We start from the raw sequence: 23,935 nt of genomic DNA, 5'->3' as shown, positions 1-23,935 counted from the left end.
AAGTCGGGGCGGGTTGTCCGGTTCGCAGTATAGGCGTTGATCCGGACAGGCGGATAATCGGCCCTCACACATTTTCTGGTTGTTTGCATGCAATACGCTTATCCCCTGCTGGCCATCTTTATCTGGGCCGGCAACACCGTGGTCAACAAACTCGCCGTGGGCGCGATCTTCCCCGCGGAGATCGGTTTCTATCGCTGGCTGCTGGCCGGCCTGCTGTTCACTCCGTTCATGCTCAAGCCGGTGATCGAGCACTGGCCGGTGATCCGTCCCAACCTGTGGCGCATCGCCATTCTCGGCATCCTGGGCATGGCGGTGTATCAGAGCCTGGCCTACTTCGCCGCCAGCCTGACCTCGGCCACCAACATGGGCATCATTCTGTCGCTGATGCCGCTGATGTCCCTGGCCATGGCCATCGCCGCCCTGGGCCAGCGGCTGACCGCCGGGGCCCTGGTGGGCGCGGTGCTGTCGTTTGCCGGGGTGCTGATGGTGGTGTCCTCCGGCAGCCTGGCGGCGCTGCTGCAGCACGGGGTCAACCTGGGTGACGCGATGATGCTGGTGGCCACCCTGGCCTACGCGGTTTACAGCACCCTGCTGAAGAAATGGCAGCTGCGCCTGCCGCCGCTGGTGCTGCTGTACCTGCAAGTGCTGGTGGCGGTGGTGGTATTGCTGCCGTTGTTCCTGGCTTCGCCAAAAGTCGGGCCGACCCTGCAGAACATTCCCCTGGTGCTCTATGCCTGCCTGCTGGCCTCGATGCTCGCGCCCCTGGCCTGGATGCAGGCGGTGGTGCGCCTGGGGCCGAGCCGGACCACGCTGTTCTTCAACCTCTTGCCGTTGATCACGGCGCTGATCGCCGCAGTGGTGCTGCATGAACAACTGGCCTGGTTTCATCTGGTGGGTGGCGTACTGACCTTGGCCGGGGTAGTGCTGTCGGAGCGCTGGACCACCGTGCTGCGGCCGTTCGCCGGCAAGCCGGCTCCTACGGGGCAAGGCTGAAGGTCAGAGGCCGGCGGCCTTGAGGCGCTGGGCGTGTTCGACGAACAGGCGGATCGGCTCCGCGCCCTTGCCCACCAGGCCCAGGGACTGGTTGACGATATCGAAGTGATCCAGGGGGTAGTCGTCGCCGATGACCTGCCCCAGGTGCGAGCTGTAGCGCCCCACCATGCCGTCGCACTGGCCGGCTTCGCGGACGAAGGTCCGGGCGAACAGACGGCAGCTGCGGCTGGTGCCGTCGAACAGATTGCGTCCGCGATTGGTCTTGCCCGGCTGCAAGGTGCCGGACCAGGAGTAGTAGCGCACGCCGTCGACCTGGCCCGGACCCTGGCCACCCCAGGTCGTCGGTAGCCCCTGGGGATATTGGCGGTTGAACAGGGCCACGCCCGCGGTGGTCAGCGACTGGTGCGAGGCGTGAATATCCACCGGCAGCTTCGGCCCGCGATAGCCGGTTTCCAGCAGCGTCATCAGGGCCGCGATACCCCGTAACAACGCACTCAGAATGCGCCCCTTGAAGCTGTGGGCCGGGGAATGCCGTGCCAGGTAGTCCGCCAGTTCGGAACCGTGGTTGGGCCCTGCCACCGAAGTCACCGAAGCCACCCAGTCCGGGCGCTTGGCGGCGGCGTAGCGCGCGGTGAGCGCGCCCTGGCTGTGGCCGATCAGGTTAACCCGGGCGGCGCCGGTTTCGGCCATGATCCGCTGGACCTGGGTCAGCAGTTGTTCGCCGCGCACCTCGCTGGAGTTGAGCGGCGACACTTGCACCGCATATACCCGGGCCCCGCCCCGGCGCAGGGCCGGGATGATCCCGTACCAGTAGGGGTACAGCAGCAGGCGGACAAAACCGAGCATGCCGGGGACCAGTACCAGGGGGTAACGCGTGGCAAGCTCTTGGGACATGCGGCGACATCCTTGTGCAAAGGCGGCGGGACTGGCTGAAAACTAGACCATAACCCGGGCCATCGCAGCCTCCATGACGCTTTGGCGACAAGCTGATGACAGCCCTTGCCCCCGTCCGGCTACTTGAGCCCGATCACTCCCGCCACGAGCAGCCCCACCGACACCAGCTTGACCGCGGTCAGGCTTTCTCCCAGCAGCAGGCAACCCAGCAACACCGTGCCCAGGGAACCGATGGCGGTCCAGATCGGGTAGGCCACGCTCACTGGCAACTCGCGCATGGCCAGGGTCAGAAAGTAGATGCCACCCACCGCCGCGACCACCGTCAGCAGCGATGGCCAGGGCCGGGTAAAGCCTTCGGCATACTTCATGGCCATGGCGAACGTGACCTCGAAGGCCGCCGCCAGCAGCAGGAATATCCAGGCCATGGCGCCACCTCAGAACGTGCGTGCCAGAGCCTGCAGGTGCTGCTGGGCCTCGGCACAGGACTGCTGGAAACGCTCGGGCACCGACTCCTCGCCTTCTGCCGCGACCACGGTCACATCCTCGATACCGATGAATCCCAAGGCCGTGCGCAACCAGCGGTCGGCGTGGTTCAGCGCTTCGTGCTCGCCCCCGGGACCGAAGCCGCCACCGCCACGGCTGGTGACGATCAGTACCTTCTTGCCCTGCACCAGGGGCTGGTACTGGGCCACACCGTTGTCCAGCAGGGTGTTGAAGGTCAGCCCCAGGCGCACGATGTGATCGACCCAGGCCTTGATCCCGCTGGGCACGCTGAAGTTGTACATGGGCGCGGAGATCACCAGGCGCCGATGCTCCAGCAACTCCCCCACCAGTTCGTCGCTCAAGGCCAGGTCGGCCTGCATCGACAGCGGCCGCGCCTCGGGCTGTGGATAAAACGCCGCGGCGATAAAGGCCTCGCTGACGTGGGGCAGGGAACCGCGCCCGACTTCCCGGCGCACAAGCCTGCCCAGGGGATTGGCCCCTTGCCAGGCCTGAAGAAACTCTTCGGCCAAACGCCGGCTATGGGAACGCTCGCCCCGTGGGCTACCGTGAATGACAAGAATTGAACTCATCCTGATACTCTCCTGCGGATTGATTGCAATGGCCTTTAATGGCCGATTACTCCGCAGCAAATCTAGAATCACCGGGTTTTCAGCACAAATGAGCAAAAGTTCTCTCGGATGAATCCAGCTCACCCATGGAGCCAGACATGTTCGCCCATCTGCCCCTCACCGCCCTGCGTACCTTCGAATCCGCCGCGCGCCTGCTGAGCTTCAAGGCCGCCGCCGAGGACCTGTCGGTGACGCCCACCGCGGTGTCCCACCAGATCCGCAGCCTGGAGCACTGGCTGGGAGTGCCGCTGTTCCAGCGCCTGCCGCGCCAGGTGCGCTTGACCGAAGCCGGCGAACGGCTGTTCCACAGCCTGCATGGCGCCCTGCTGGAGGTGACTCAGAGTGTCGATAGCCTGCGCCCCAGCTCCAGCGCCACCCAGTTGACGGTTTCCACCACCGCCGCCTTCGCCGCCCTGTGGCTGGTGCCGCGCCTGGGGCGTTTTTACACCCGGCACCCGCGCATCAACCTGCGCCTGGATACCCGCAGCGAAGTGGTAGACCTGCAGCAGGACGCCAGCATCGACGTGGCGATCCGCTATAGCCAGGGTGACTACCCGAACCTCCATGGCCTGTGCCTGTTCGATGAGCGTTTCGCGGTCTATGGCGCGCCCCGGCAAGTGGCCCTCGCGCACCAGCAGCGACCGCCGCTGATCAGCGTGCATTGGCGCAACTCGCGGCTTTACGCCGACGGCTGGCAGGCCTGGTGCACCCTGGCCGGCGAACAATGGCTCGACGACCCGGCGCTGATCCGCTCCTACGACGAAGAGCAATACGCCCTGCAAGCCGCCATCGCCGGCCAGGGCCTGGTGCTGGCGAGCAACATCCTGGTGTCCCAGAGCGTGGCCAGCGGCCTGCTGCAACCCTATCGCCCGCAAGTCCAGGTGGACGGTGCCGGCTACAGCGCCCTGTGCGTGCCGGGCCGTGAACGCCACCCGCCGGTGAAAGCCTTCCTCCAGTGGCTGCAAGAGGAATCGCTGCGGGACGGGCATCCGCCCCTGGCGCGCGGCGGCGCACCCGGCCGCTCACCCAGCGCGGACTGAAGGCGCGGGCATATCCGATAAAACTTTTTGCCGCCCCCGGGACTCACACACCCTGTAGCGATCAGGTCAGCAGAGCCTGACGCCAAACGGATTAGCCCCCCAGGAGATCGACATGAGCGACAAGCATTTATCCGATGTGCAAAGCCTGCGGCAGCGGGCCCGCCAACACGTGGAAAACGGCGCCGTGACCGAAGGCTACAACGCCGACCGCGAGCAGGTGCTGCGCCTGCTCAACGAGTCGCTGGCCACCGAACTGGTGTGCGTCCTGCGCTACAAGCGCCACTACTTCATGGCCACCGGCCTCAAGGCCAGCGTGGCGGCCGAGGAGTTTCTCGAACATGCAACCCAGGAAGCCGAACACGCCGACAGACTGGCCGAGCGCATCGTCCAGCTCGGCGGCGAACCGGAGTTCAATCCGGACCTGCTGTCCAAGCACTCCCACGCCCAGTACGTGGCCGGCAACAACCTGAAGGAAATGGTCTACGAGGATCTGGTGGCCGAGCGGATCGCCATCGACAGCTACCGCGAGATCATCCAGTACATCGGCGACAAGGATCCCACCACCCGCCGCCTGTTCGAAGAGATCCTGGCCCAGGAAGAAGAACACGCCGACGACATGGCCGACATCCTCAACGACCTGTAGCGCCACCCTCTCGGCCCGCCTCTACCTCCGGTAGGAGCGGGCTCGCCCGCAAAGTTCCCCTGCCGCTTACTTGCTCGGCTTCACCGTCACCGGCGCCTTGCCCGAGCGCATCTGCTGCAGCAACGGCGCGCACTGATTGGGCTCGTCGCCGCTGGGCGCCACCAGCGCCAGCAGCCCCGCCGCCGGCCCGGCGATCACCCCCAGCGCCACCATCCCGGCCCCGCGCAGCGCCAACGGCACGGCCTTGACCCCGGCGCTGGGCTTGCTGAACTTGCCCTGCACATACAGCGGTGAACGCAGGGAGAACAGGCGCAGCCCCTTGGATTGCGGGGTGATGGTCAGGTCCAGTTGCTCGCTGGCCAGGTTGGCGGTGCCGTCGATGTAGATGATGGCGTTCTCGGTGTCGAAGACGAACAGCCGGGAACTGGCCAGCCCGCTCTTGATGCCGAAGTCGGCGGCGGCGCAATTGATCTTCACTTCCTTGTCGCCAAACATCTTGCCGACGACGTAGTTGCCCACGTTGAGTCCGGCGATTTCCATCAGGCTGCGGCTGATGGCGCCGTCGTTGATCAGCATCTTCAGGTCACCGTTGGCGCTGCCCAGCAAGGCCGCCACCGAGTTGCCGCGGCCGGCGATGTCGGCATCGCCGTTGAGCTCGCCGAAACTGGTCTTCATCGGTTCGAACCCTGGGAACAGTTGCTTGAGCTTGAAGTTGCGCGCGGTCAGCTTGGCCCGGCCTTCCAGCGGCGTGGCATGCCCGTTGAGGCGCACCTGAGCATCCAGCCGGCCGCCGGCCACGCCAAAGCGCAGAGGCTCCAGGCTCAGTTGGCCGTCATTGAGCACCAGGTGGGTGTAGAGATCGGTGAACGGCAGATCGGCGCTGTGGACGATGCGCTTGCCGGTGAACTCCACATCGGCGTCCATATCGCCCCAACGCTCGGTGCGAAACTCCTCCACCGGCAGCACCTTGTCCGCCGGCTGCTTGCTTTCGCCGCCCCGGGCCTTCTGCGCGGAGTTGGAATCGGCACCGATCAGCGGCGCCAGGTCGCTCATCAGCAACTGGTTGGAAACCAGCGCCCCGCTGAGCTTGGGCCGCGGCTGACTGGCCACGTAGGTCAGGTTGCCATGGATATCGCTGTCGCCGATCTCGCCGTTGAAGTCCTGGTAACTGAAGGTCGCGCCTGCCGGGTCGCGCAGTTTGGCAGTCAGGCGGCCATCGGTGGCATAGGGCGGCGAATCCGGCAGGGTCACGCCGGTCAGCGGATAGAGGTTGCCCAGGCTGGTGCCCGCCAGTTTCAGGCGCAGGTCCAGGGCGCCAAGGTTCAGCGGATCGGTGAGACTGCCGCGCAACTCCACCTGGGTCGCGCCGATCTGCGCCTGGGCCTGCAACGGAAACGGCTTGCGGCCGTCCTGCAGGGCCAGCAGCCCGCCGATCTTGCCGGTGCCGGCGAGCTTCTGTCCGTGGTACTGGCCCTTGACCTTGAGGGCGAACGCGTAGGCCTGAGGCTCGGCGCCTTTGGCAGTGACCTTCTGCGCCTCGCTTTCACCGACGATATCGCTGAACGGAATGGGCTTGCCGAGCAGCTCCACTTGCAGGTCGAGCTGGGTGTTCAAGGTCTGGTCGTCCAGAGTCACGTGGCCCTTGTCGAAACCGATGGCGCCGATATCCAGCGTCCAGCTGGAAGGCTCGGCCTCAGGGTCTTTGGGGTCGAACTTGAAGGTCCAGTTGGCGCGACCGTCCGCCAGCCGCTGCAGGGCCGCGTCGGGCTCGGTGAGATCGATACGCGGGATGCTGAGCCGCCGCGCCAGCAGGGCCAGGGGCGATATGCGCAGCTCGACCTGTTTGAGGCCGACCATCTGCGGCGCCTTGGACCAGTCCGGATTGCCCAGGGTCAGGTCCTGGGCCACCACGTGGGGCCAGGGCACCCAGGCGCGCCAGCCGCCTTCCTCAGGTTCCCGGTGCCAGGCCACCGACAAGTCGCCATTGATCGCGAACGGCCGGTGCAACTCCTCGGACACCTTGGCGTTGAGGGTGGGCTTGATCCGGTTCCAGTCGAAGCAGGCAATCACCAGCACCAGCACGGCCAGTAGCAGGATCAGACCACAGACGGTCCAGGCGAGAATTTTACGAGTGCGCGGCATTGCACGAGGCTCCTGAAAACAGCTGAGCGCCAAATCACGACGCATCGGTGAAATGCCGGAGGAGAATCCCCGGCCATGAAAACTACGACTGATAAAGCCCACACAGGTTTAATCCGGGCGCCGGGCCAGGCAAAAAAAACCGATTTCCTGATCGATCGGACAGCAAGGTGTTACCTCGCCCTGCCCTGCCGCGATGCATGAGTGAGTCGAAAATACCCACGCCGGTGCAAACGCCATAGGCGCAAAGGCCCGGGCTAGAGCCTCGCGGGCAAACAATCAATTTCGTTGATTATTACCATTGTGGTTATGAACTTTTATATCGAAATAGCGGCGGTAACATTAGCTCCGTACCCAATTTATCGCCCTGCCAAGGAGCAACCCATCATGAAACGCCACATCTTACTGAGCCTGACCCTGTCCATCCTGGCCGCCAACGCCTTCGCCCTGCCTGCCGCCGAACAAGCCACTCCGCAGGTCAAGGCCAGCCACAGCGTGTTCAGCCAAACCCTGGCTGAAGGCGGTTCGGATCGCCTGATCGAACGCAACAAAGTCGCTGCCGACGGTTATGAGCGCACTCCACAAGGCCAGAGCGTCGCCGAAGACGGCTATGATCGCACCCCTCAGGGCCAGAACGTTGCCGAAGATGGTTACAACCGTACTCCACAAGGTCAGAACGTCGCTGAAGATGGCTACGATCGCACCCCACAAGGTCAAACCGTTGCCGAAGGCGGCCGTGATCGCCTGGAAGAGAAAGGTCTGGTGCAAGACGGCTACAGCCGCACCCCTCAAGGCCAGACCGTTGCCGAAGGCGGTGCCGATCGCCTGGCCGAACGTCATCAAGCAGCGAGCTGAGGCCATGCTGGCCCTCGAAAAAAGCCCGATCCCTGGATCGGGCTTTGGCTTTTATGGAATCCCGTTGTCACCCCCTGCCTGCCCTGCCCTCGCCTGACGCAGGTTCGACGCCGGCAAAGTTGATTTGCTAGAGTGCGCCGCTCCTCTTGAGCGAAGAAATAACCTGCCGATGCTGCCCCGCGCCGAACAGAAGCAACAGACCCGTAATGCCTTGATGGATGCCGCCCGGCATCTGATGGAGTGTGGTCGTGGTTTCGGCAGCCTGAGCCTGCGGGAAGTGGCGAAAGCCGCCGGTATCGTACCCACCGGTTTCTACCGGCACTTCAGCGACATGGACCAACTGGGCCTGGAACTGGTCAGCGAGGTCGGCCAGACCTTTCGCGAAACCATCCGCCTGGTGCGCCACAACGAATTTGTCATGGGCGGGATCATCGACGCCTCGGTGCGGATCTTCCTCGATGTGGTGGAAGCCAAGCGCGCGCAGTTCCTGTTTCTCGCCCGCGAGCAATACGGCGGCTCGCTGCCGGTACGCCAGGCCATTGCCAGCCTGCGGGAGAACATCAGCTCCGACCTGGCGGCCGACCTGACCCTGATGCCCAAGCTGCAGCACCTCAATGCCGCCGATCTCGGGGTGATGGCCGACCTGATCGTCAAGAGCGTATTCGCCACCCTGCCGGACATCATCGATCCGCCGGCTCAGGCCCTGCCCGAGCACCTCACGCCCCAGGCCAAGATCACCCAGCAACTGCGCTTCATCTTCATCGGCCTGAAACACTGGCAAGGCCTGGGCAGCACCGAGTAACAAACCTTCCCCTGCTCCTCTCTCAATAGGCGTGCCACGCTCTGGATCGCGCGTTTGCGCCTGCTCGTCCGACCGGCACCGGATTGCAGCAAAAATATTCCAGGCGCACCAACTCGGTGCTATAAATCAGCACAGCGCGCCATTTTGTAACAAGATAAAACAAGGTTTTGCCCCTTTTTCAGGCGCAGTTCCGGTGTCGACAAAGGGGTTTTCCTCTCCTCCGAGCGATTGGCAAGGCCCTTGCTCTGGCTTGTGCATCGCTCATAGCTGGAAGCTCTCCCGATGCTGGTGATCCACCGCAGAACCGCCCCCCAAAACGCCTGGTCCGCCGAGCTGCACCTGACTTACGAGGCCCGCAGCAAAAGCCGCCTGCGCTGTTTCAGTGCCGAGGGCGAAGACGTCGGCCTGTTTCTCGAGCGTGGCCAGCCGCCGCTGCACGACGGCGAGTTCCTGGAAGCCGAGGACGGGCGCATCGTCAAAGTCTGCGCCCGCCCGGAAACCCTGCTGCACGTCACCTGCCGCAATGCCTTCGAACTGACCCGCGCCGCCTATCACCTGGGCAACCGCCACGTGGCCCTGCAAGTAGGCGACGGCTGGCTGCGCCTGCTCGATGACTACGTGCTCAAGGCCATGCTCGAACAGCTGGGAGCCAGCACCGCCACCATCGAGGCACCGTTCCAGCCCGAGCACGGCGCCTATGGCGGCGGCCACCATCATTCGCGCCATGGCGATGAAGACTTCAACTATCCACCACGCCTGCACCAGTTCGGCGTCCGTCCATGAACCCGGCCTGGGCCCTGTTGCGCCTGGCCAGCCCGCAGTTGCCGATTGGCGGCTACAGCTATTCCCAGGGCCTGGAGATGGCCGTGGAACAGCAGCGCGTGCATGACCCGGACAGCGCCCGCCGCTGGATCGGCGACCAACTGCTGCTGAACCTGGCGCGTTTCGAAGCACCGCTGTTGCTGGCCCACTGCCAAGCCGCCGCCGAGCAGGACTGGAGCCGCTTGCAGCAACTGTGCGAAGCACACCGGGCCAGCCGCGAAACCCGCGAGCTGTACCAGGAAAGCCGGCAGATGGGCTATTCCCTCAAGCAACTGCTGGAAGGCCTGCCGGAACTCGACGCTGGCGCCCGGGAGCTGCTGGCACACCAGGAAGAACCGCACCTGGCCCTGGGCTGGGCCCTGGCCGCCCGCGCCTGGAACATCAGCCCCGCCGATGCCCTGGCCGCCTGGCTCTGGAGCTGGCTGGAAAATCAGCTGGCGGTGCTGATGAAGACCCTGCCCCTGGGCCAGCAAGCCGCCCAACGCCTGACCAGCGAACTGCTGCCGTTGTTGCAACAGGCCCAGCATCACGCCGCGAACCTTGACCCCAACCAACATGGCAGTGCCGCTTTCGGCCTGTCCCTGGCGAGCATGGCCCACGAGCGCCAATACAGCCGCCTGTTCCGTTCCTAGGAGAAACTCATGAACGCACAACCTCTGCGTGTCGGCATCGGCGGCCCGGTGGGCTCCGGCAAAACCGCCCTGACCCTGGCCCTGTGCCTGGCCCTGCGCGAACGCTACAACCTGGCGGTGGTGACCAACGACATCTACACCCGCGAAGACGCCGACTTCCTGGTGCGCAACCAGGCCCTGGCCCCGGAGCGGATCATCGGTGTGGAAACCGGCGGCTGCCCGCACACCGCGATTCGCGAAGACGCCTCGATCAACCTGGAAGCGGTGGACCAGTTGAACCGGCGCTTTCCCGGGCTCGACCTGATCCTGGTGGAATCCGGCGGCGACAACCTCTCGGCCACCTTCAGCCCTGAACTGTCGGACCTGACCATCTACGTGATCGACGTTTCCGCTGGCGACAAGCTGCCGCGCAAGGGCGGTCCGGGGATCTGCAAGTCCGACCTGCTGGTGATCAACAAGATCGACCTGGCGCCACTGGTGGGCGCCTCCCTGGAGATGATGAACAGCGACACCCAGCGCATGCGCGGCGGCAAGCCGTTCGTCTTCAGCAACCAGAAAACCGGCCAGGGCCTGCAGGACATCATCGCCTTCATCGAACGCCAGGGCCTGCTGACCGCGGCCTGATCCCCTATTCCAACCCGCTGAACAAGGAAGCCACCCATGACCTTAAAATCCATCCTCGGGGCCCTGGCCCTGCTGCTGACCCCGGCCCTGGCCTTCGCCCATCCGGGCCACGGCGACAACGGCCTGCTGGCCGGCATCAGCCACCCCATCGGCGGCCTCGACCACCTGCTGGCCATGGTCGCCGTCGGCCTATGGGCGGCCCAGCAGCAAGGCGCGGCGCGCTGGGCGCTGCCCTGCACCTTCGTCGGCACCATGCTCATGGGTGGCCTGCTGGGTTTTGAAGGCTTGAACCTGCCGGCCCTGGAGAACGGCATCGCCGCGTCGGTCCTGGCCCTGGGCCTGGCCGTGGCCCTGGCCGTGCGCCCGCCGCTGAGCCTGGCGCTCGCCGCCACCGCGCTGTTTGCCCTGTTCCACGGCGTGGCCCACGGCCTGGAGCTGCCGGACATGTCCAGCCCCTGGACCTACGCCGCCGGTTTTGTCGCGGCCACCGCGGCCCTGCATGCCGCCGGTTATGCCGTGGTGCGGGTACTGCCGCAGGCGGCGGCGCCGCTGGTGCGCGTGGCCGGTGCGGCCTCGGCCGCCACAGGGGTGTGGTTGCTGGCGGGCTGAGCTAGGCGCTCTGCTGCCGGTGAAGGCGGTCTTGCGGGGTTCGTTCGCTGGCAAGCCAGCTCCTACAAGGCTGAGGTGATCTTGCGGACGCCTTCGCTGGCAAGCCAGCTCCTACGAGGCTGTGGTGATCTTTTGGATGCCTTCGCTGGCAAGCCAGCTCCTACAGGGCTGAGGTGATCTTTCGGATGCCTTCGCTGGCAAGCCAGCTCCTACAAGGCTGAGGTGATCTTTTGGATGCCTTCGCTGGCAAGCCAGCTCCTACAGGGCTGAGGTGATCTTTTGGATGCCTTCGCTGGCAAGCCAGCGCCTTCCAGGCTGTCGTGCTCGGCGGGCGAGCCGCCTTGCGGGGCTTCTCTGGTAACATGTCGCGCACTCAAATCTGCCGTGACGACGCCAGCCAATGCCCGATGTATCCCGCTCCGCCTCCTCGCCTGAATCGCACGCGCTGTTCAAAGCCGTACAGCAGCATTTCCACCAGGTGATAGTGCCGCTGTGGCAAGGCCCGGGCTGGAATCCGCAACTGGCCCTGCCGTTCGAGGCGCTGGATGCCGAGCAGCGGCCGCTGCCGCCGCAGCGCTACCGGGCCATGGCCTGCGCCCGCCAGTTGTATCTGTTCTCCCAATTGATCGGCGATGCCGCCGCGCCCTTTGCCGAGGAGCGTGCCGCCGCGCTGTTCCGCTCGTTGCAGCGGCACTTCCACGATGCCGAGCACGGTGGCTGGTTCTACAGCATCGATGCCGACGGCGCGCCGCTGGATCGGCGCAAGGACCTCTACACCCACGCGTTCATCCTCTTCGCCTGTGCCCACTACTGGGCCAAGGTCCGCGAACCGCTGGTGGAGTCGGTGCTCAACGCCGCCCTGGAAGTAGTGGCCCAGCGCTTTGCCCGGGGCGACGGCCTCTACGAAGCCAGCCTCGACCAGGACTGGTCGCTGCTGGGCTGTGGCCCGCTGCAGAATCCGCTGATGCACCTGGCCGAAGCCTTCCTCGCCACCCTTGAGGTGCGCGAGGACCAGGCGGTGCAAGATGCGCTGCTGAACCTGTGCCAGGCCATGCAGCAGCACTTCATCGAGCCGCAGCAGGGGGTGATGCTGGAAAAACCGCTAGGGGCTGTGGATAACTGGTTCGAGCCCGGGCACCAGTTCGAGTGGTACTTCCTCCTCGCCTCGTCCCCCCTGCTGCGTGGCAGCGCGCTGCACCAGTCGCTGGAGCGGGCTTTCGCCTTCACCGAGCAGCTTGGCGTAGCGCCGGACAGCGGCGCCGTCTGCGCCATGCTCGAACTGCAGCCCCTGGCCAGCGTCAAGGACGCCACCCAGCGCATCTGGGCCCAGGCCGAATACCTTCGCGCCCTGACCTTGCGTCCGGACAGCCAGGCCACCCTGCTACGCCAGCTCCAGGCGCTGCAAGCGCATTTCCTGCATGCCCGGGGCTGGAATGAGTGCCTCGATAGCCAGGGCGCGGTCAGCCGGCGGGACATGCCGTCCACCACGCCTTACCACCTGGCCACCTGCTATCGCGGGCTGGCGGACTATTTCGCCTGACGCGTTGCGCCTGTAGGAGCGGGCTTGCCCGCGAAGCAGGCAACGCCGATCAGACGATCCACTTGCGATCCCCGGTAAAGCTGATGGTCAGCCAACGCGCGGCATCGGCTTCGCCCAGCTGGTCGGAGATCTCCTCGCGCAACTGATCCAGCGCTGCCACGTTCTGCAGCGGATAGTCCGCCGGCAGCACGATATGGATCTCGATAAAACGCGCCCGGCCGTGCTTCTGCACGTAGGACATGTATTCCTGGAAGCCATGGGCAACCATGGCCTCCTCCATCACGCTGCGCACCCTGTCATCCAGCTGGTCCGGAGCGATACCCAGCACATCGCGCAACGCCGGCCGCAGGATCTTCAGCGCCGGTGGCAGCATGCTGATGGCCAGCAGGATCAGGATCGCCGGGTCGACATACACCGCCCAGCGGTCATGCCCGTACTGCTTGAGCAGCAAGGCCGTGACAAAGCTCACCAGCAGCCCCACCGAGAGCATCGCGTCTACCAGCCAGCTGATGTTGTCGAACTGGATCAGCGACGACTTGAGCTTGCGGTTGCGATGGCGCACATAGAAGAAGTAGGCGAATTCCGCCACGGCGAAGAACGCGGCATAAAAGATCACCAACCCCAGCTCGACTTCACGGCCACCGTTGATGATGCCGAACACACCGTTGAGGAAGGCATAGATGGCGATCAGCATCAGGAAACTGCCTTCGATCAGCAGCACCATGGGCTCCAGATGCCAGAAGCCGAACTGGAAGCGGTGGTTGCTTTCCTTGGCGATCAACCGGGCGGTGATCAGCATCAGGACCTTGATGAAGGTCGCGATCAGGGAAAAGAATCCATCGAACAAAATGGATTGGGCGCCAGAAACAAAACCCGTGACGATACCGGCGATCGCCACGGCGAACATCAATATGGTCGATTGCTTGAGCAGAGACTGCTCACCTCGGTTACTCACGATTCCTCCTGTCGAACTTCAAAAACACCGCCTCGCATGAGACGGCAGCGAAATTTCGGGGCGAAATTCTACCTTGCCAGGGTCGAGCTCAAGCTGAAACGAATCAGCTTAAGTGTTTCCGAGTACAACAACGGCCGCCGCCGAGCCACGGCAAGGCGGCGAGCGCCTGCGCCGCAAGGGCGGGTTCCAGCGACCGCGGGAGAGCCTGGCGGCCCTGTCGCAGCCTGCGCCAGCGGCTACGCCTTGCGCTCGATGGCAAAACCGGCCCAGGTCTGGCTTACCGGCATCAGCTCCAGACTGTTGATGTTGACGTGGGCCGGCGTGTTGAGCACCCAGAAGATGGTGTCGGCGATGTCCTCGGGCTGGATCGGCTCGGCGCCGGCATAGGTGGCGTCATAACGCGCCTGGTCACCGGCGAAACGCACCAGGGAGAACTCGCTTTCGCACAGGCCCGGCTCGATGTTGGTCACTCGCACGCCAGTGCCCTGCAGGTCGCAGCGCAGGTTCAGGGAGAACTGTTTGACGAAGGCCTTGCTCGCGCCATAGACGTGGCTGCCTGGGTACGGGTAGTTGCCGGCGATGGAGCCCAGGTTGACGATCCCGGCGCCACGGCCATGGGCGATCAGCCGCGGCAGCAGCAGGCGGGTGCTGTACATCAGGCCCTTGATATTGGTGTCGACCATGGTGTCCCAGTCATCCAGGTCGCACTTGGGCGCCGGGTCCACGCCCAGGGCCAGGCCGGCGTTGTTGATCAGGCCGCGCAGCTTGCCGAAGGACGCCGGCAGATTGGCGATGGCGGCTTCCATGGCCTTGCGGTCGCGCACGTCGAGCACCAGGCCGTGCACTTCGGTCTGCTTGGAAAGCTCGGCGCACAGCGCGTCGAGGCGCTCTTGGCGACGGCCGGTGAGCACCAGCGACCAACCGGCCGCAGCAAAACGCCGGGCGCAGGCTTCGCCAAAACCGGACGTCGCGCCCGTAATGAACAGTGTGGAAGTCATGGTGTTCTCCTTGCTGGGTGGCGAGCCGCCGTTTCATGAAAAAAAGCGCTTCGCAGCATGCCCGGCCCGGCTCTGGGCGGCAACAGAAGCACCGGATACCCCTGGCGTCTGTACAAAAAACGCTCACTGAGCCGAAAGGCACGGCTGACGTGGCCTGCAGCCAGCTGCGCGCACCTTATCCACAGGCCGGTCCACAGTCTCTGGGGGCAAGTGCACATCCCGCAAAGCCACTGTGCACAAGGCTTGCAGCCGATCACGAGAAGTTTTTTGCTTGACCCGCAGCGACTGTCCATGCAGCCGCCGCCGGCGAAGATGACCGCGCGGTCAACGTGCATAAGGCCAGAGGCCAGCAACCACGCTGCTCAGCGCGGTCTTTCCAGAGTTTAGTCACAGACTTATCCACAGGCTTATCCAAGCCTTTGGCAGGGTCCGGCTGCGACAATAAAAAGGTTGACAATTGCGTCCACGAGCCGCTGCAAAAGCCCTGATCAAAAAACACACAATCGCCTGCAGGCCACGTAAATAAAGGCCTTCAGCCAGCTACTCCCACGTTACCCACAGCCCGCTCCACAGCAAACGGGGACAAGTCAAAACGGTGGAAAAACAACTGTTTGCAGCGTCTTTATGCCGCGCTTTGGCAGCTTGCGAACAAGGTTGTCCACAATTGTCCGACGTGAGCGAGCAGCCCTGGCCATGTGCGCGCCGAGTCCGTAGGAGCCGGCTTGCCGGCGAATCCCGAACGCACAACAGCATCTGAATGACTCAACCATCGGGCAGGCCATTGCGCTGGCCGGCTCCTACAGGGCGGCGCAACTGTGGATAAAAATGCCCCGGCGGCGGCAGCCGGCGGGGCACGGTTTATCCACAGAGCGAGCCGTCAGTGACCGCCCAGGTAAGCGTTGCGCACCTCCTCGTTGACCAGCAGCTCCTTGCCGGTGCCGCTCAGGCGGATCTCGCCGTTGACCATCACGTAGGCGCGGTCCGACAGCTTCAGCGCATGGTTGGCGTTCTGTTCCACGAGGAAGATGGTCATGCCGGTGGCCGCCAGTTCTCGCAGGGTGGCGAAGATCTGCTTCACCACGATCGGCGCCAGGCCCAGGCTCGGTTCATCCAGCAGCAGCAACTTGGGCCGGCTCATCAGCGCCCGGGCAATGGCCAGCATCTGCTGTTCACCGCCGGACATGGTCATGGCCCGCTGGGTACGCCGCTCCTTGAGCCGTGGAAACAGTTCGAACATGCGCTGCATGTCTTCACTGGCGTACTGGTCGCCAATCGGGATGGTGCCCATCAGCAGGTTTTCCTCCACGGTCATGTCGGGGAACACCCGGCGCCCTTCCGGAGACTGGGCGATGCCGTTGGAAGCGATGTAGTGGGACGACTTGTGGGTGATGTCCACACCGCGATAGAGGATCTGCCCGGACTCGGCCCGGGGCTGGCCGAAGATCGACATCAGCAGGGTCGATTTACCGGCGCCGTTGGAGCCGATCAGGCTCACGGTTTCCCCTTCGTTGATGTGCAGCGAGACTTTCTTCAGGGCCTGGATCGGGCCGTAGTACACGTCCAGGTCCTTGAGTTCGAGGATAGGTTGACTCATACCAGCTCCTCTTCGTCGGCACCCAGGTAGGCGGCGATCACTTTCGGGTCGTTGCGGATCGCCTCCGGCCCGCCTTCGGCGATCACGTTGCCGTGGTCCAGCACCACGATGTGGTCGGAAATACTCATCACCATGCCCATGTCGTGTTCAATCAGCACCACGGTCAGATCGTGCTCGTCGCGCAGCAGCCGGATCATCGCGCTCAGCGCTTCGGTTTCCTGAGGGTTGAGGCCGGCGGCCGGTTCGTCGAGGCAGATGATCTGCGGCCGGGTGCACATGGCCCGGGCGATCTCCAGGCGCCGTTGCTGGCCGTAGGACAGCTCGCCGGCCAGTCGGTTGGCGCAGTCCACCAGGTCCACCACTTCCAGCCAGTAGAAGGCGTGGTCCAGGGCTGCGCTTTCCGCCTTGCGGTAACCCTTGGTGTTGAGGATGCCCGACAGCAGGTTGCGGTTGACCCACATGTGCTGGGCCACCAGCAGGTTCTCCACCACGGACATTTCCTTGAACAGGCGAATGTTCTGGAAGGTCCGCGCCAGCCCGGCCCGGTTCACCAGGTGGGTGCCGCCGAACATCTTGTAGTACAGGCGGCTGGCGAAGCTTTTCGGCGACACGAAGTCGCTGGCGCGAAACGGCTCGCCCAACAACTTGATGACGTTGGTCTGCTGGCCCCGGGTATTGAGCTCGATGCGCCCGCCGGAGGCCTTGTAGAAGCCGGTCAGGCAGTTGAACACCGTGGTCTTGCCGGCGCCGTTGGGGCCGATCAGGGCGAAGATCGAGTTGCGCTTGACCTTCAGGCTGACGTCGCTGAGGGCCTTGATGCCACCGAAGTGCATCATCAGGTTTTCGACCGAAAGAATGTATTCGCTCATGGCGCGTTCCCCTCAGTCAGAGCACCTTTGCGTGGAGTGACCCCGGTACGGCTGATGCGGATCAGCCCTCGCGGTCGCCAGATCATCATCAACACCATGAGGATGCCGAACAGCAGCACCCGGTATTCGGAGAAGCTGCGCAGCAGCTCCGGGGCCACGGTCAGGACGAAGGCCGCGATCACCACGCCCACCGTGGAGCCCATGCCCCCCAATACCACGATGGCGAGGATCAGCGCCGACTCGAAGAAGGTGAACGAAGACGGATTGACGAAGCCCTGGTAGCTGGCGAAGAACACCCCGGCCAGGCCGGCGGTGGACGCGCCGAGGGTGAAGGCCGAGAGTTTCACCAGCACATGGTTCAGGCCCATGGCGCGGCAGGCGATCTCGTCTTCACGCAGGGCTTCCCAGGCCCGGCCCACCGGCATGCGGGTCAGCCGGTGCTTGATGTAGAGCACCAGCAGCACAACGATGAACAGCACGATGTAGATGAACAGGAACTTCAGGTTGGGGTTGTATTCCAGGCCGAAGAACTCGTGGAACGGCACCCCGCCGTCCTTGGCCTTGCGCCCGAACTCCAGGCCGAAGATGGTCGGCGATGGCACCGGCATGCCGTTGGGACCACCAGTGAAGGACAGCCAGTTGTTGAGGATCAGGCGGATGATCTCGCCAAACCCCAGGGTCACGATGGCCAGGTAGTCGCCGTGCATCCGTAGCACCGGGAAGCCCAATATGCATCCCGCCAGCGCCGCGGCAATCGCCGCCAGGGGCAGCACGGTCCAGAAGCCCAGGCCCAGGTACTGGTAGCCCAGGGCCAGGCCGTAGGCGCCGATGGCGTAGAACGCCACGTAACCCAGGTCCAGCAGCCCCGCCAGGCCCACCACGATGTTCAGCCCCAGGCCCAGTAGCACGTAGATCAGCCCGAGGATGACCACGGTCAGCAGGTACTTGTTGGCGAAGAACGGGAACACGATGGCGATCACGATCAGCGCCGGGATGATCCAGCGCAGCCGCGACTTGTAGTCCGGTGCCAGCACATGCACCCCGGAACCTGTGGTTTCGAAGCCCTGGAGAATCTTCAGGCCCTTGGGGGTTTGCAGGAACAGGCTCAGGGCCAGGCGGCCGGCCATGACAATCGCCACCAGCCACGCCACGCGGGTCGGTTGCAGGTTGAAGCTGTAGCCATCGAGCACCACGCCCACGATGGGGCCGAACACGATCAGCGAGATCAGCCCGGCGAGCACGGCGTCGATGACGCTCTTTTTGATATCAATCGGTTTATTGGCAGCAGACATACTTATACCTTCGCCACGAGTGGGCGACCCAGCAGGCCTTGGGGACGGAAGATCAGGATCAGCACCAGCAGCGAGAAACTGAACACGTCTTTGTAGTCGGAGTTGATCAAGCCGGAGAACAGCGACTCGGAGATCCCGAGGATGATCCCGCCGAGCATCGCTCCGGGCAGCGAGCCGATGCCGCCGAGCACCGCCGCGGTGAACGCCTTGATGCCGATGACGAAGCCGGCATAGAAGTCGAAGGTGCCGTAGTTCATGGTGATCAGCACCCCGGCCAGGGCCGCCATGGCTGCCCCGATGATGAACACATAGGAGATCACCCGGTCGGTGTTGATGCCGAGGATCGAGGCCATCTTGCGGTCTTGCTGGGTGGCCCGGCACATGCGCCCCAGCTTGGTGTACTTGATGATGTAGGTCAGCAGCGCCATGCCGGCGAACGCCGCCACCAGGATGAAAATCTTGGTGTAGGTGAGCTGCACGAAGCCGGTGCCGATATCGACTTTCCAGGCCCCGGCCAGCAGGGTCGGAACCCCTTGCTGCTTGGCGCCCTGGCTGATCTGCGCGTAGTTCTGCAGGATCAGCGAGATACCGATGGCACTGATCAGCGGTGCCAGGCGGGTGGAGTTGCGCAGGGGTTTGTAGGCCACACGCTCGATGACCCAGCCATAGATCCCTGTCACCACCACGGTGAAGATCAGGGTGCCGAGAATGAGTAGCGGGAAGGATTCAATGCCGAAGTAGGCCAGCAGAGCCAGACTGATTGCCGCGAGGTAAGCGGAAATCATGTAAACCTCGCCGTGGGCGAAGTTGATCATGCCGATGATGCCATAGACCATTGTGTAGCCGATGGCGATCAGACCATAGACAGACCCGAGGGTCAGTCCATTGATCAGTTGCTGCAGGAAAATACCATCCATAACGCAATCTCACGGACTTGAGAGACGGCACAGGGCGTCAGCGACGGGCAGGGATCACCGGCCCGCGCAACACGTCCGTTGTGCAGCTCTACGAGAAAAGGCAAGTACTGCACGAATACGAACCGGCACCAGGGGGTGGTACCGGTTCGTTCGGACTCAGGTCACTTCTGTTTTTCCAGCTGGTGGTACTTGCCGTCCTTGTCCCACTGATAGACCACGTAGTCGGAGATCTTCAGGTCGCCCTTGGCGTCCCAGGCCTTCTCGCCCATCACGGTTTTCACCGGATTGGCCTTGAGCCATTTGGCGGCGTCTTCGCCCTTGTTGGATTTGGCGCCGTTGAAGCCGGCGGCCAGTGCCTGGACCGAGGCGTAGGCGTACAGGGTGTAGCCTTCAGGCTCGGTGCCGGCCTTGCGGAACGCATCCACCACGGCCTTGCTGTCGGGCAGCAGGCGTGGATCGGCGCCGAAGGTCATGTACACGCCGTCGACGTATTGCGGGCCACCGGCGGTGGTCACCAGCTCGTCGGTCACGATACCGTCGTCGGACATGAACTTGACGTCCTTCAGGCCCTGCTCGCGCAGTTGGCGTACCAGCGGACCGGCTTCCGGGTGCAGGCCGCCGAAGTACACCACGTCGGCACCGGCGGCGCGGATCTTGGTCACCACGGCGCTGAAGTCCTTCTCGCCACGGGTCAGGCCTTCGTACAGCACCGGGGTCACGCCGCGCTTGGTCAACTGCGCCTTGGTGGCATCCGCCAGGCCCTGGCCGTAGGTGTCCTTGTCGTGCAGCACCACGACTTTCTTGCCCTTGAGCACGTCGACGATGTAGTCGCCGGCGACGATGCCCTGTTGGTCGTCACGCCCGCACATGCGGAACATCGCGGACAGGCCGCGCTCGGTGACCTGGGGGTTGGTAGAGCCCGGGGTGATGGCAATCACGCCCGCATCGCTGTACACCTCGGAAGCCGGAATGGTCGACGAAGAGCAGAAGTGCCCGACCACGCCAGCCACCTTGTCCTGGTCCACCAGGCGGTTGGCCACGGCCACCGCCTGCTTCGGTTCGCAGGCATCGTCGCCCTTGACCAGAACGATCTTCTCGCCGTTGACCCCGCCCTTGGCGTTGATCTCGTCAGCCGCTGCCTGTGCCCCCTTCATGTACTGCTCGCCAAATGCCGCATTGGCGCCTGTCATGGGACCCGCTACGCCGATCTTCAGGTCGGCTTGAGCAAACGCAGAAACACCCAGCGCAGTTGCCACTGCGAGGGCCAGAAAGCCTTTCTTGTAAAACGTCTGGGACATGAGGTGGTGCTCCAAGGTTTTTTTAGTTGGCACTGCGACTTCACTAGGATTGCTCAGAGCAAGCGCCGTGCCAGTGGTTTTTTATTCTGAAAAAAGTCGCTGCCTTATTGTTATTTCGACTGTTTCGAGCCCTTTTTTATTGGGCGTGCAACCGTCTAAACCGCGGAAGGTGAAACCCTGCTTTTTAATGGGCGCAACCCATGCGTGCCATCATTGCAACCGCGACACAATTCAACGTGCAACCTTGCTGTAACAGCCCGCGTCACCGAACTGCACACTGCTGGTGCGGGACTGCTACGAGCCGCACCATTACAGGCTAGTCGTTGCATCGAAAAGCGTCGTCTCCGGCCGTTTATTTCCTTGTTCAGATCACGATCCGCAGGCACTGGCCCGCGTGATAGAGAGAAAATCCCGCCTCGTACAGGCAACTGCGCAACCCCACACCGGCCAGGGGCTGCATGGGTGCGAAGGGAATCGGCAATGCCTGGGGATCGCCGTTGCACAGGTAGTCGGCGAAGGCCTTGCCGACCACGGTTCCGGTGGTTACCCCACGACCGTTGTAACCGGTGACGGCCACCAGGCCGGGCGCCGGCTCGAACAGGCGCATCAGGTGATCGGGGGTGAAGGCGATGCAGCCGGTCCAGGTGCATTCCCACTGCACCGGTTTGAGGTAGGGAAAGTAGTGCTGCTGCACCCGATCGGCCCAGGCCTTGAGGAACCACAGCGGCTTCCGGTTGCCGTTGCCCAGGCTGCCGAGCAACAGGCGCCCGTCGGCATCCCGGCGGATACTGCTCAGCACCTGCCGGGTATCCCAAGAGCCCTGGCCACCGGGGAGGATCTGCCGGGCCGCCTCTTCGGTGAGCGGCGCGGAAGCCACCTGGTAGTAGTAACCAGGGAAGAAGTTGCGTCGCAGCTCGGTCCAGTCGCCTTCGGTGTAGGCGTTGGAGGCGATCACCACTTGCTCGGCCAGCACCGAGCCCTGGTCGGTCTGCACCGACCAGCGCTGGCCCTGGCGCTCCAGGCGGGTGACCGGGGAATGGTCGAACAGCTGGCCGCCCAGCTTGATCGCGGCCTTGGCCAGCCCGGTGGTGTAGGCCATCGGATTGAGGGTGCCGGCGCGCCGGTCGAGCAGCGCCGCGGCGATCTTGCGGGTGCCGGTGGCCTGTTCACAGGCCGCGCCGGTCAACAGTTCCACCGGGGCGCCACGGCGCTTCCATTGTTCCTCGCGGCTGCGCAGATCAGCCTCGCCCCGGGCGTTGTGGGCCATGTGCAAGGTGCCTTCGCGGCGCAACTGGCAATCGATCTGGTACTTGTCCACCAGGCTGAACACCAGGGACGGCGCGGCGCCGAGCATGCGGTTGAGCTGGCTGCCCACCTGCTCGCCGAAACCGGCCTCGATCTCGTCCGGGGGGATCCACAGGCCGGCGTTGACCAGCCCGACGTTGCGCCCCGAACCGCCCTGCCCCGCGCGATGGGCCTCGACCACACAGACCCGCTTGCCCTGCTCCAGCAAATGCACCGCCGCCGACAGGCCGGTGAAACCGGCGCCGATGATGCACACATCCGCCGTCAGCTCGCCCTTGAGTGGGGCGTTGTCAGGCCGCTGCGGGGTCAGTTTTTCCCATAGACATTGTTCTTGTAGCGCCATTGCCAGACTCCGAAATCAACCCACCACAGACGCTGAAACGCATTGACCGCTGTTCGCCAGCAAGCTGGCTCCTACAAACCTCCCCGTAGGAGCCAGCTTGCTGGCGAAAATACTCAATCGAAGGTAATGCCCTGTGCCAGCGGCAACTCCCGGGAATAGTTGACAGTGTTGGTCTGGCGCCGCATGTAGCCGCGCCAGGCGTCGGAGCCGGATTCGCGACCGCCGCCGGTTTCCTTCTCGCCACCGAAGGCGCCGCCGATTTCCGCACCACTAGGACCGATGTTGACGTTGGCGATGCCGCAGTCGCTGCCCACCGCCGACATGAACTGCTCGGCTTCACGCACGTCGGTGGTGAAGATGCAGGAAGACAGGCCCTGGGGCACGGCGTTGTTCAGGCGCAGGGCCTCTTCGAAGTCGTTGTAGCCGATCACGTAAAGGATCGGGGCGAAGGTTTCGCTGCACACGACGTCGCTCTGCTCGGGCATTTCGACGATGGCCGGCGACACGTAGTAGGCGTTGGGGAAGGTGTCCTGCAACTGGCGCTGGCCACCGAAGACCCGGCCGCCTTCGCTCAGGGCCTGCTCCAGGGCGTCCTGCATGGCGTCGAAGCTGTGTTTGTCGATCAGCGGGCCGATCAGGTTGCCTTGCAGCGGGTGGCCGATGCGCACCTTGGAATAGGCGGTCTTGAGGCGGCTGATGATTTCTTCCTTCACCGACTCATGGGCGATCAGCCGGCGCAAGGTGGTGCAGCGCTGGCCGGCGGTGCCGACGGCGCTGAACAGAATGGCACGCACGGCCATGTCCAGGTCGGCGCTCGGGCCGAGGATCATGGCGTTGTTGCCCCCCAGTTCGAGAATGCTGCGGGCAAAGCGCGCGGCGACCTTGGGCGCCACTTCGCGGCCCATGCGGGTGCTGCCGGTGGCGCTGATCAGGGCCACGCGCGGATCGTCCACCAGGGCGGCGCCGGCGTCACGCCCGCCGATGATCACCTGGCTCAGGTACGCGGGAGCATCCTGGAAGTTCTTCAGCACGCGCTCCAGCAGGGCCTGGCAGGCCAGGGCGGTGAGTGGAGTCTTCTCCGAAGGCTTCCAGATCACCGAGTTGCCGCAGACCAGCGCCAGGGCGGTGTTCCAGGCCCAGACCGCCACCGGGAAGTTGAAGGCGCTGATCACCCCGACCACACCCAGGGGATGCCAGGTCTCGCGCATGTGGTGGCCCGGGCGCTCGGAGGCGATGGTCAGGCCGTAGAGCTGGCGCGACAGGCCGACGGCGAAGTCGCAGATATCGATCATTTCCTGTACTTCCCCCAGGCCTTCCTGGGTGATCTTGCCGGCTTCCCAGGACACCAGCTCCCCAAGGTCCGCCTTGTGCTCGCGCAGCACCTCACCGAATTGCCGCACCAACTCGCCACGACGCGGGGCCGGTACGTTGCGCCACAGAGCGAATGCATGCTCTGCGCGACTGACCTGCTGCTCCACCTCGGCGGCGCCCTGCCAGTTCACCGCGGCGATCTTGCTGCCGTCGATGGGCGAATGCACAGGCTGGGAGCCCGACTGGTACAGGGCCGGGTTCACACCCAGACGATCAAGCAATGCGGCAACCATGGGGTTACTCCTTACAGATGAAAGCGAAAAATCCCGACCGCTGCGACGGCCATCA

At 64.1% G+C, this 23,935-nt stretch carries 23 protein-coding genes; 10 read left to right on the top strand and 13 right to left on the bottom strand.

The features are described 5' to 3' along the window. Positions 1–87: 87 nt before the first annotated feature. Positions 88–993 carry a DMT family transporter gene (locus BLV47_RS26490; protein ID WP_092319155.1) on the top strand — a complete coding sequence of 302 codons (906 nt, stop codon included), beginning with the start codon at positions 88–90 and terminating at the stop codon, positions 991–993. Positions 994–996: 3 nt separating this feature from the next. On the opposite strand, the gene BLV47_RS26485 is transcribed toward BLV47_RS26490, so the two are convergent. The 3 genes from BLV47_RS26485 to BLV47_RS26475 form a co-directional block, all read right to left on the bottom strand. Further along, the gene (locus BLV47_RS26485; protein ID WP_092319153.1) at positions 997–1,887 is read right to left on the bottom strand and encodes an esterase/lipase family protein; all 891 of its coding nucleotides are present in this window, start codon (positions 1,885–1,887) and stop codon (positions 997–999) included. A 119-nt stretch (positions 1,888–2,006) separates the two neighbouring features. After that, a complete protein-coding gene (locus tag BLV47_RS26480; RefSeq protein ID WP_092319151.1) occupies positions 2,007–2,312 on the bottom strand; it encodes a DMT family transporter in 306 nt (101 codons plus the stop codon). Positions 2,313–2,321: 9 nt separating this feature from the next. Beyond that, positions 2,322–2,960: an FMN-dependent NADH-azoreductase gene (locus BLV47_RS26475; RefSeq protein ID WP_092319149.1), complete on the bottom strand. Its 639-nt coding sequence runs from the start codon at positions 2,958–2,960 to the stop codon at positions 2,322–2,324. Positions 2,961–3,085: 125 nt separating this feature from the next. Between BLV47_RS26475 and BLV47_RS26470 the strand changes: the two genes are divergently transcribed. Next, complete coding sequence (locus BLV47_RS26470; RefSeq protein WP_167365713.1) at positions 3,086–4,039, top strand: LysR substrate-binding domain-containing protein; 954 nt, start codon at positions 3,086–3,088, stop codon at positions 4,037–4,039. 112 nt (positions 4,040–4,151) lie between these two features. Next, positions 4,152–4,682 carry a ferritin-like domain-containing protein gene (locus BLV47_RS26465; RefSeq protein ID WP_092319145.1) on the top strand — a complete coding sequence of 177 codons (531 nt, stop codon included), beginning with the start codon at positions 4,152–4,154 and terminating at the stop codon, positions 4,680–4,682. 66 nt (positions 4,683–4,748) lie between these two features. Here BLV47_RS26465 and BLV47_RS26460 read toward each other — a convergent pair whose 3' ends face one another. Continuing rightward, positions 4,749–6,824: an AsmA family protein gene (locus BLV47_RS26460; protein WP_092319143.1), complete on the bottom strand. Its 2,076-nt coding sequence runs from the start codon at positions 6,822–6,824 to the stop codon at positions 4,749–4,751. Positions 6,825–7,208: 384 nt separating this feature from the next. Here BLV47_RS26460 and BLV47_RS26455 point away from each other — a divergent pair, with 384 nt between their 5' ends. The 7 genes from BLV47_RS26455 to BLV47_RS26425 all read left to right on the top strand — a co-directional run bounded on the left by BLV47_RS26455 (position 7,209) and on the right by BLV47_RS26425 (position 12,705). Next, on the top strand, positions 7,209–7,676 hold the full coding sequence (locus tag BLV47_RS26455) for a hypothetical protein (RefSeq protein ID WP_092319141.1): 468 nt from the start codon (positions 7,209–7,211) through the stop codon (positions 7,674–7,676). A 169-nt stretch (positions 7,677–7,845) separates the two neighbouring features. Further along, positions 7,846–8,478, top strand: a complete 633-nt coding sequence (locus BLV47_RS26450; RefSeq protein ID WP_016967858.1) for a TetR family transcriptional regulator — start codon at positions 7,846–7,848, stop codon at positions 8,476–8,478. 282 nt (positions 8,479–8,760) lie between these two features. After that, the gene (gene ureE, locus BLV47_RS26445) at positions 8,761–9,261 is read left to right on the top strand and encodes an urease accessory protein UreE (RefSeq protein ID WP_092319139.1); all 501 of its coding nucleotides are present in this window, start codon (positions 8,761–8,763) and stop codon (positions 9,259–9,261) included. Beyond that, positions 9,258–9,932 (top strand): urease accessory protein UreF, encoded by a 675-nt coding sequence (locus BLV47_RS26440; RefSeq protein ID WP_092319137.1) that lies wholly within the window; start codon positions 9,258–9,260, stop codon positions 9,930–9,932. The genes ureE and BLV47_RS26440 overlap by 4 nt, the downstream gene beginning before the upstream one ends. A gap of 9 nt (positions 9,933–9,941) precedes the next feature. Then, positions 9,942–10,556, top strand: a complete 615-nt coding sequence (gene ureG, locus BLV47_RS26435) for an urease accessory protein UreG (RefSeq protein WP_092319135.1) — start codon at positions 9,942–9,944, stop codon at positions 10,554–10,556. 36 nt (positions 10,557–10,592) lie between these two features. After that, a complete protein-coding gene (locus tag BLV47_RS26430; protein ID WP_092319133.1) occupies positions 10,593–11,165 on the top strand; it encodes a HupE/UreJ family protein in 573 nt (190 codons plus the stop codon). Between the two features lie 400 nt (positions 11,166–11,565). Beyond that, complete coding sequence (locus BLV47_RS26425) at positions 11,566–12,705, top strand: AGE family epimerase/isomerase (protein WP_092319131.1); 1,140 nt, start codon at positions 11,566–11,568, stop codon at positions 12,703–12,705. Positions 12,706–12,754: 49 nt separating this feature from the next. Here BLV47_RS26425 and BLV47_RS26420 read toward each other — a convergent pair whose 3' ends face one another. From BLV47_RS26420 to amaB, 9 genes are all read right to left on the bottom strand, one after another. Further along, positions 12,755–13,660 carry a cation diffusion facilitator family transporter gene (locus tag BLV47_RS26420; protein WP_092319129.1) on the bottom strand — a complete coding sequence of 302 codons (906 nt, stop codon included), beginning with the start codon at positions 13,658–13,660 and terminating at the stop codon, positions 12,755–12,757. Between the two features lie 236 nt (positions 13,661–13,896). Next, positions 13,897–14,658, bottom strand: coding sequence for an SDR family oxidoreductase (locus BLV47_RS26415; protein ID WP_092319127.1), 762 nt, complete (start codon positions 14,656–14,658; stop codon positions 13,897–13,899). Positions 14,659–15,535: 877 nt separating this feature from the next. Beyond that, positions 15,536–16,252, bottom strand: a complete 717-nt coding sequence (locus tag BLV47_RS26405) for an ABC transporter ATP-binding protein (protein ID WP_092319125.1) — start codon at positions 16,250–16,252, stop codon at positions 15,536–15,538. Beyond that, positions 16,249–17,121 (bottom strand): ATP-binding cassette domain-containing protein, encoded by an 873-nt coding sequence (locus BLV47_RS26400; protein WP_016967872.1) that lies wholly within the window; start codon positions 17,119–17,121, stop codon positions 16,249–16,251. The genes BLV47_RS26405 and BLV47_RS26400 overlap by 4 nt, the downstream gene beginning before the upstream one ends. After that, positions 17,118–18,413 (bottom strand): high-affinity branched-chain amino acid ABC transporter permease LivM, encoded by a 1,296-nt coding sequence (gene livM / locus BLV47_RS26395; protein ID WP_092319123.1) that lies wholly within the window; start codon positions 18,411–18,413, stop codon positions 17,118–17,120. The genes BLV47_RS26400 and livM overlap by 4 nt, the downstream gene beginning before the upstream one ends. A 2-nt stretch (positions 18,414–18,415) precedes the next feature. After that, on the bottom strand, positions 18,416–19,330 hold the full coding sequence (locus tag BLV47_RS26390; RefSeq protein ID WP_092319121.1) for an ABC transporter permease subunit: 915 nt from the start codon (positions 19,328–19,330) through the stop codon (positions 18,416–18,418). A gap of 161 nt (positions 19,331–19,491) precedes the next feature. Then, positions 19,492–20,628 (bottom strand): branched-chain amino acid ABC transporter substrate-binding protein, encoded by a 1,137-nt coding sequence (locus BLV47_RS26385; RefSeq protein ID WP_092319119.1) that lies wholly within the window; start codon positions 20,626–20,628, stop codon positions 19,492–19,494. Between the two features lie 364 nt (positions 20,629–20,992). After that, on the bottom strand, positions 20,993–22,276 hold the full coding sequence (amaA, locus tag BLV47_RS26380) for an L-pipecolate oxidase (protein WP_092319117.1): 1,284 nt from the start codon (positions 22,274–22,276) through the stop codon (positions 20,993–20,995). A 113-nt stretch (positions 22,277–22,389) separates the two neighbouring features. Continuing rightward, on the bottom strand, positions 22,390–23,880 hold the full coding sequence (gene amaB / locus BLV47_RS26375) for an L-piperidine-6-carboxylate dehydrogenase (protein ID WP_092319115.1): 1,491 nt from the start codon (positions 23,878–23,880) through the stop codon (positions 22,390–22,392). Between the last annotated feature and the right edge of the window lie 55 nt (positions 23,881–23,935).

It is taken from the genome of Pseudomonas saponiphila, from assembly GCF_900105185.1.
GTDB lineage: Bacteria > Pseudomonadota > Gammaproteobacteria > Pseudomonadales > Pseudomonadaceae > Aquipseudomonas > Aquipseudomonas saponiphila.
This window is presented reverse-complemented; position numbering and strand designations above follow the sequence as displayed.

Coding starts and splice junctions, on each gene's coding strand:
- BLV47_RS26405 (WP_092319125.1), bottom strand. CDS start 16,252: ATGAGTCAACCTATCCTCGAACTCAAGGACCTGGACGTGTACTACGGC.
- BLV47_RS26485 (WP_092319153.1), bottom strand. CDS start 1,887: ATGTCCCAAGAGCTTGCCACGCGTTACCCCCTGGTACTGGTCCCCGGC.
- BLV47_RS26415 (WP_092319127.1), bottom strand. CDS start 14,658: ATGACTTCCACACTGTTCATTACGGGCGCGACGTCCGGTTTTGGCGAA.
- BLV47_RS26425 (WP_092319131.1), top strand. CDS start 11,566: ATGCCCGATGTATCCCGCTCCGCCTCCTCGCCTGAATCGCACGCGCTG.
- BLV47_RS26475 (WP_092319149.1), bottom strand. CDS start 2,960: ATGAGTTCAATTCTTGTCATTCACGGTAGCCCACGGGGCGAGCGTTCC.
- ureG (WP_092319135.1), top strand. CDS start 9,942: ATGAACGCACAACCTCTGCGTGTCGGCATCGGCGGCCCGGTGGGCTCC.
- BLV47_RS26455 (WP_092319141.1), top strand. CDS start 7,209: ATGAAACGCCACATCTTACTGAGCCTGACCCTGTCCATCCTGGCCGCC.
- BLV47_RS26385 (WP_092319119.1), bottom strand. CDS start 20,628: ATGTCCCAGACGTTTTACAAGAAAGGCTTTCTGGCCCTCGCAGTGGCA.
- BLV47_RS26450 (WP_016967858.1), top strand. CDS start 7,846: ATGCTGCCCCGCGCCGAACAGAAGCAACAGACCCGTAATGCCTTGATG.
- BLV47_RS26390 (WP_092319121.1), bottom strand. CDS start 19,330: ATGGATGGTATTTTCCTGCAGCAACTGATCAATGGACTGACCCTCGGG.
- BLV47_RS26460 (WP_092319143.1), bottom strand. CDS start 6,824: ATGCCGCGCACTCGTAAAATTCTCGCCTGGACCGTCTGTGGTCTGATC.
- amaA (WP_092319117.1), bottom strand. CDS start 22,276: ATGGCGCTACAAGAACAATGTCTATGGGAAAAACTGACCCCGCAGCGG.
- BLV47_RS26470 (WP_167365713.1), top strand. CDS start 3,086: ATGGAGCCAGACATGTTCGCCCATCTGCCCCTCACCGCCCTGCGTACC.
- BLV47_RS26490 (WP_092319155.1), top strand. CDS start 88: ATGCAATACGCTTATCCCCTGCTGGCCATCTTTATCTGGGCCGGCAAC.
- BLV47_RS26400 (WP_016967872.1), bottom strand. CDS start 17,121: ATGAGCGAATACATTCTTTCGGTCGAAAACCTGATGATGCACTTCGGT.
- BLV47_RS26465 (WP_092319145.1), top strand. CDS start 4,152: ATGAGCGACAAGCATTTATCCGATGTGCAAAGCCTGCGGCAGCGGGCC.
- amaB (WP_092319115.1), bottom strand. CDS start 23,880: ATGGTTGCCGCATTGCTTGATCGTCTGGGTGTGAACCCGGCCCTGTAC.
- livM (WP_092319123.1), bottom strand. CDS start 18,413: ATGTCTGCTGCCAATAAACCGATTGATATCAAAAAGAGCGTCATCGAC.
- BLV47_RS26430 (WP_092319133.1), top strand. CDS start 10,593: ATGACCTTAAAATCCATCCTCGGGGCCCTGGCCCTGCTGCTGACCCCG.
- ureE (WP_092319139.1), top strand. CDS start 8,761: ATGCTGGTGATCCACCGCAGAACCGCCCCCCAAAACGCCTGGTCCGCC.
- BLV47_RS26440 (WP_092319137.1), top strand. CDS start 9,258: ATGAACCCGGCCTGGGCCCTGTTGCGCCTGGCCAGCCCGCAGTTGCCG.
- BLV47_RS26480 (WP_092319151.1), bottom strand. CDS start 2,312: ATGGCCTGGATATTCCTGCTGCTGGCGGCGGCCTTCGAGGTCACGTTC.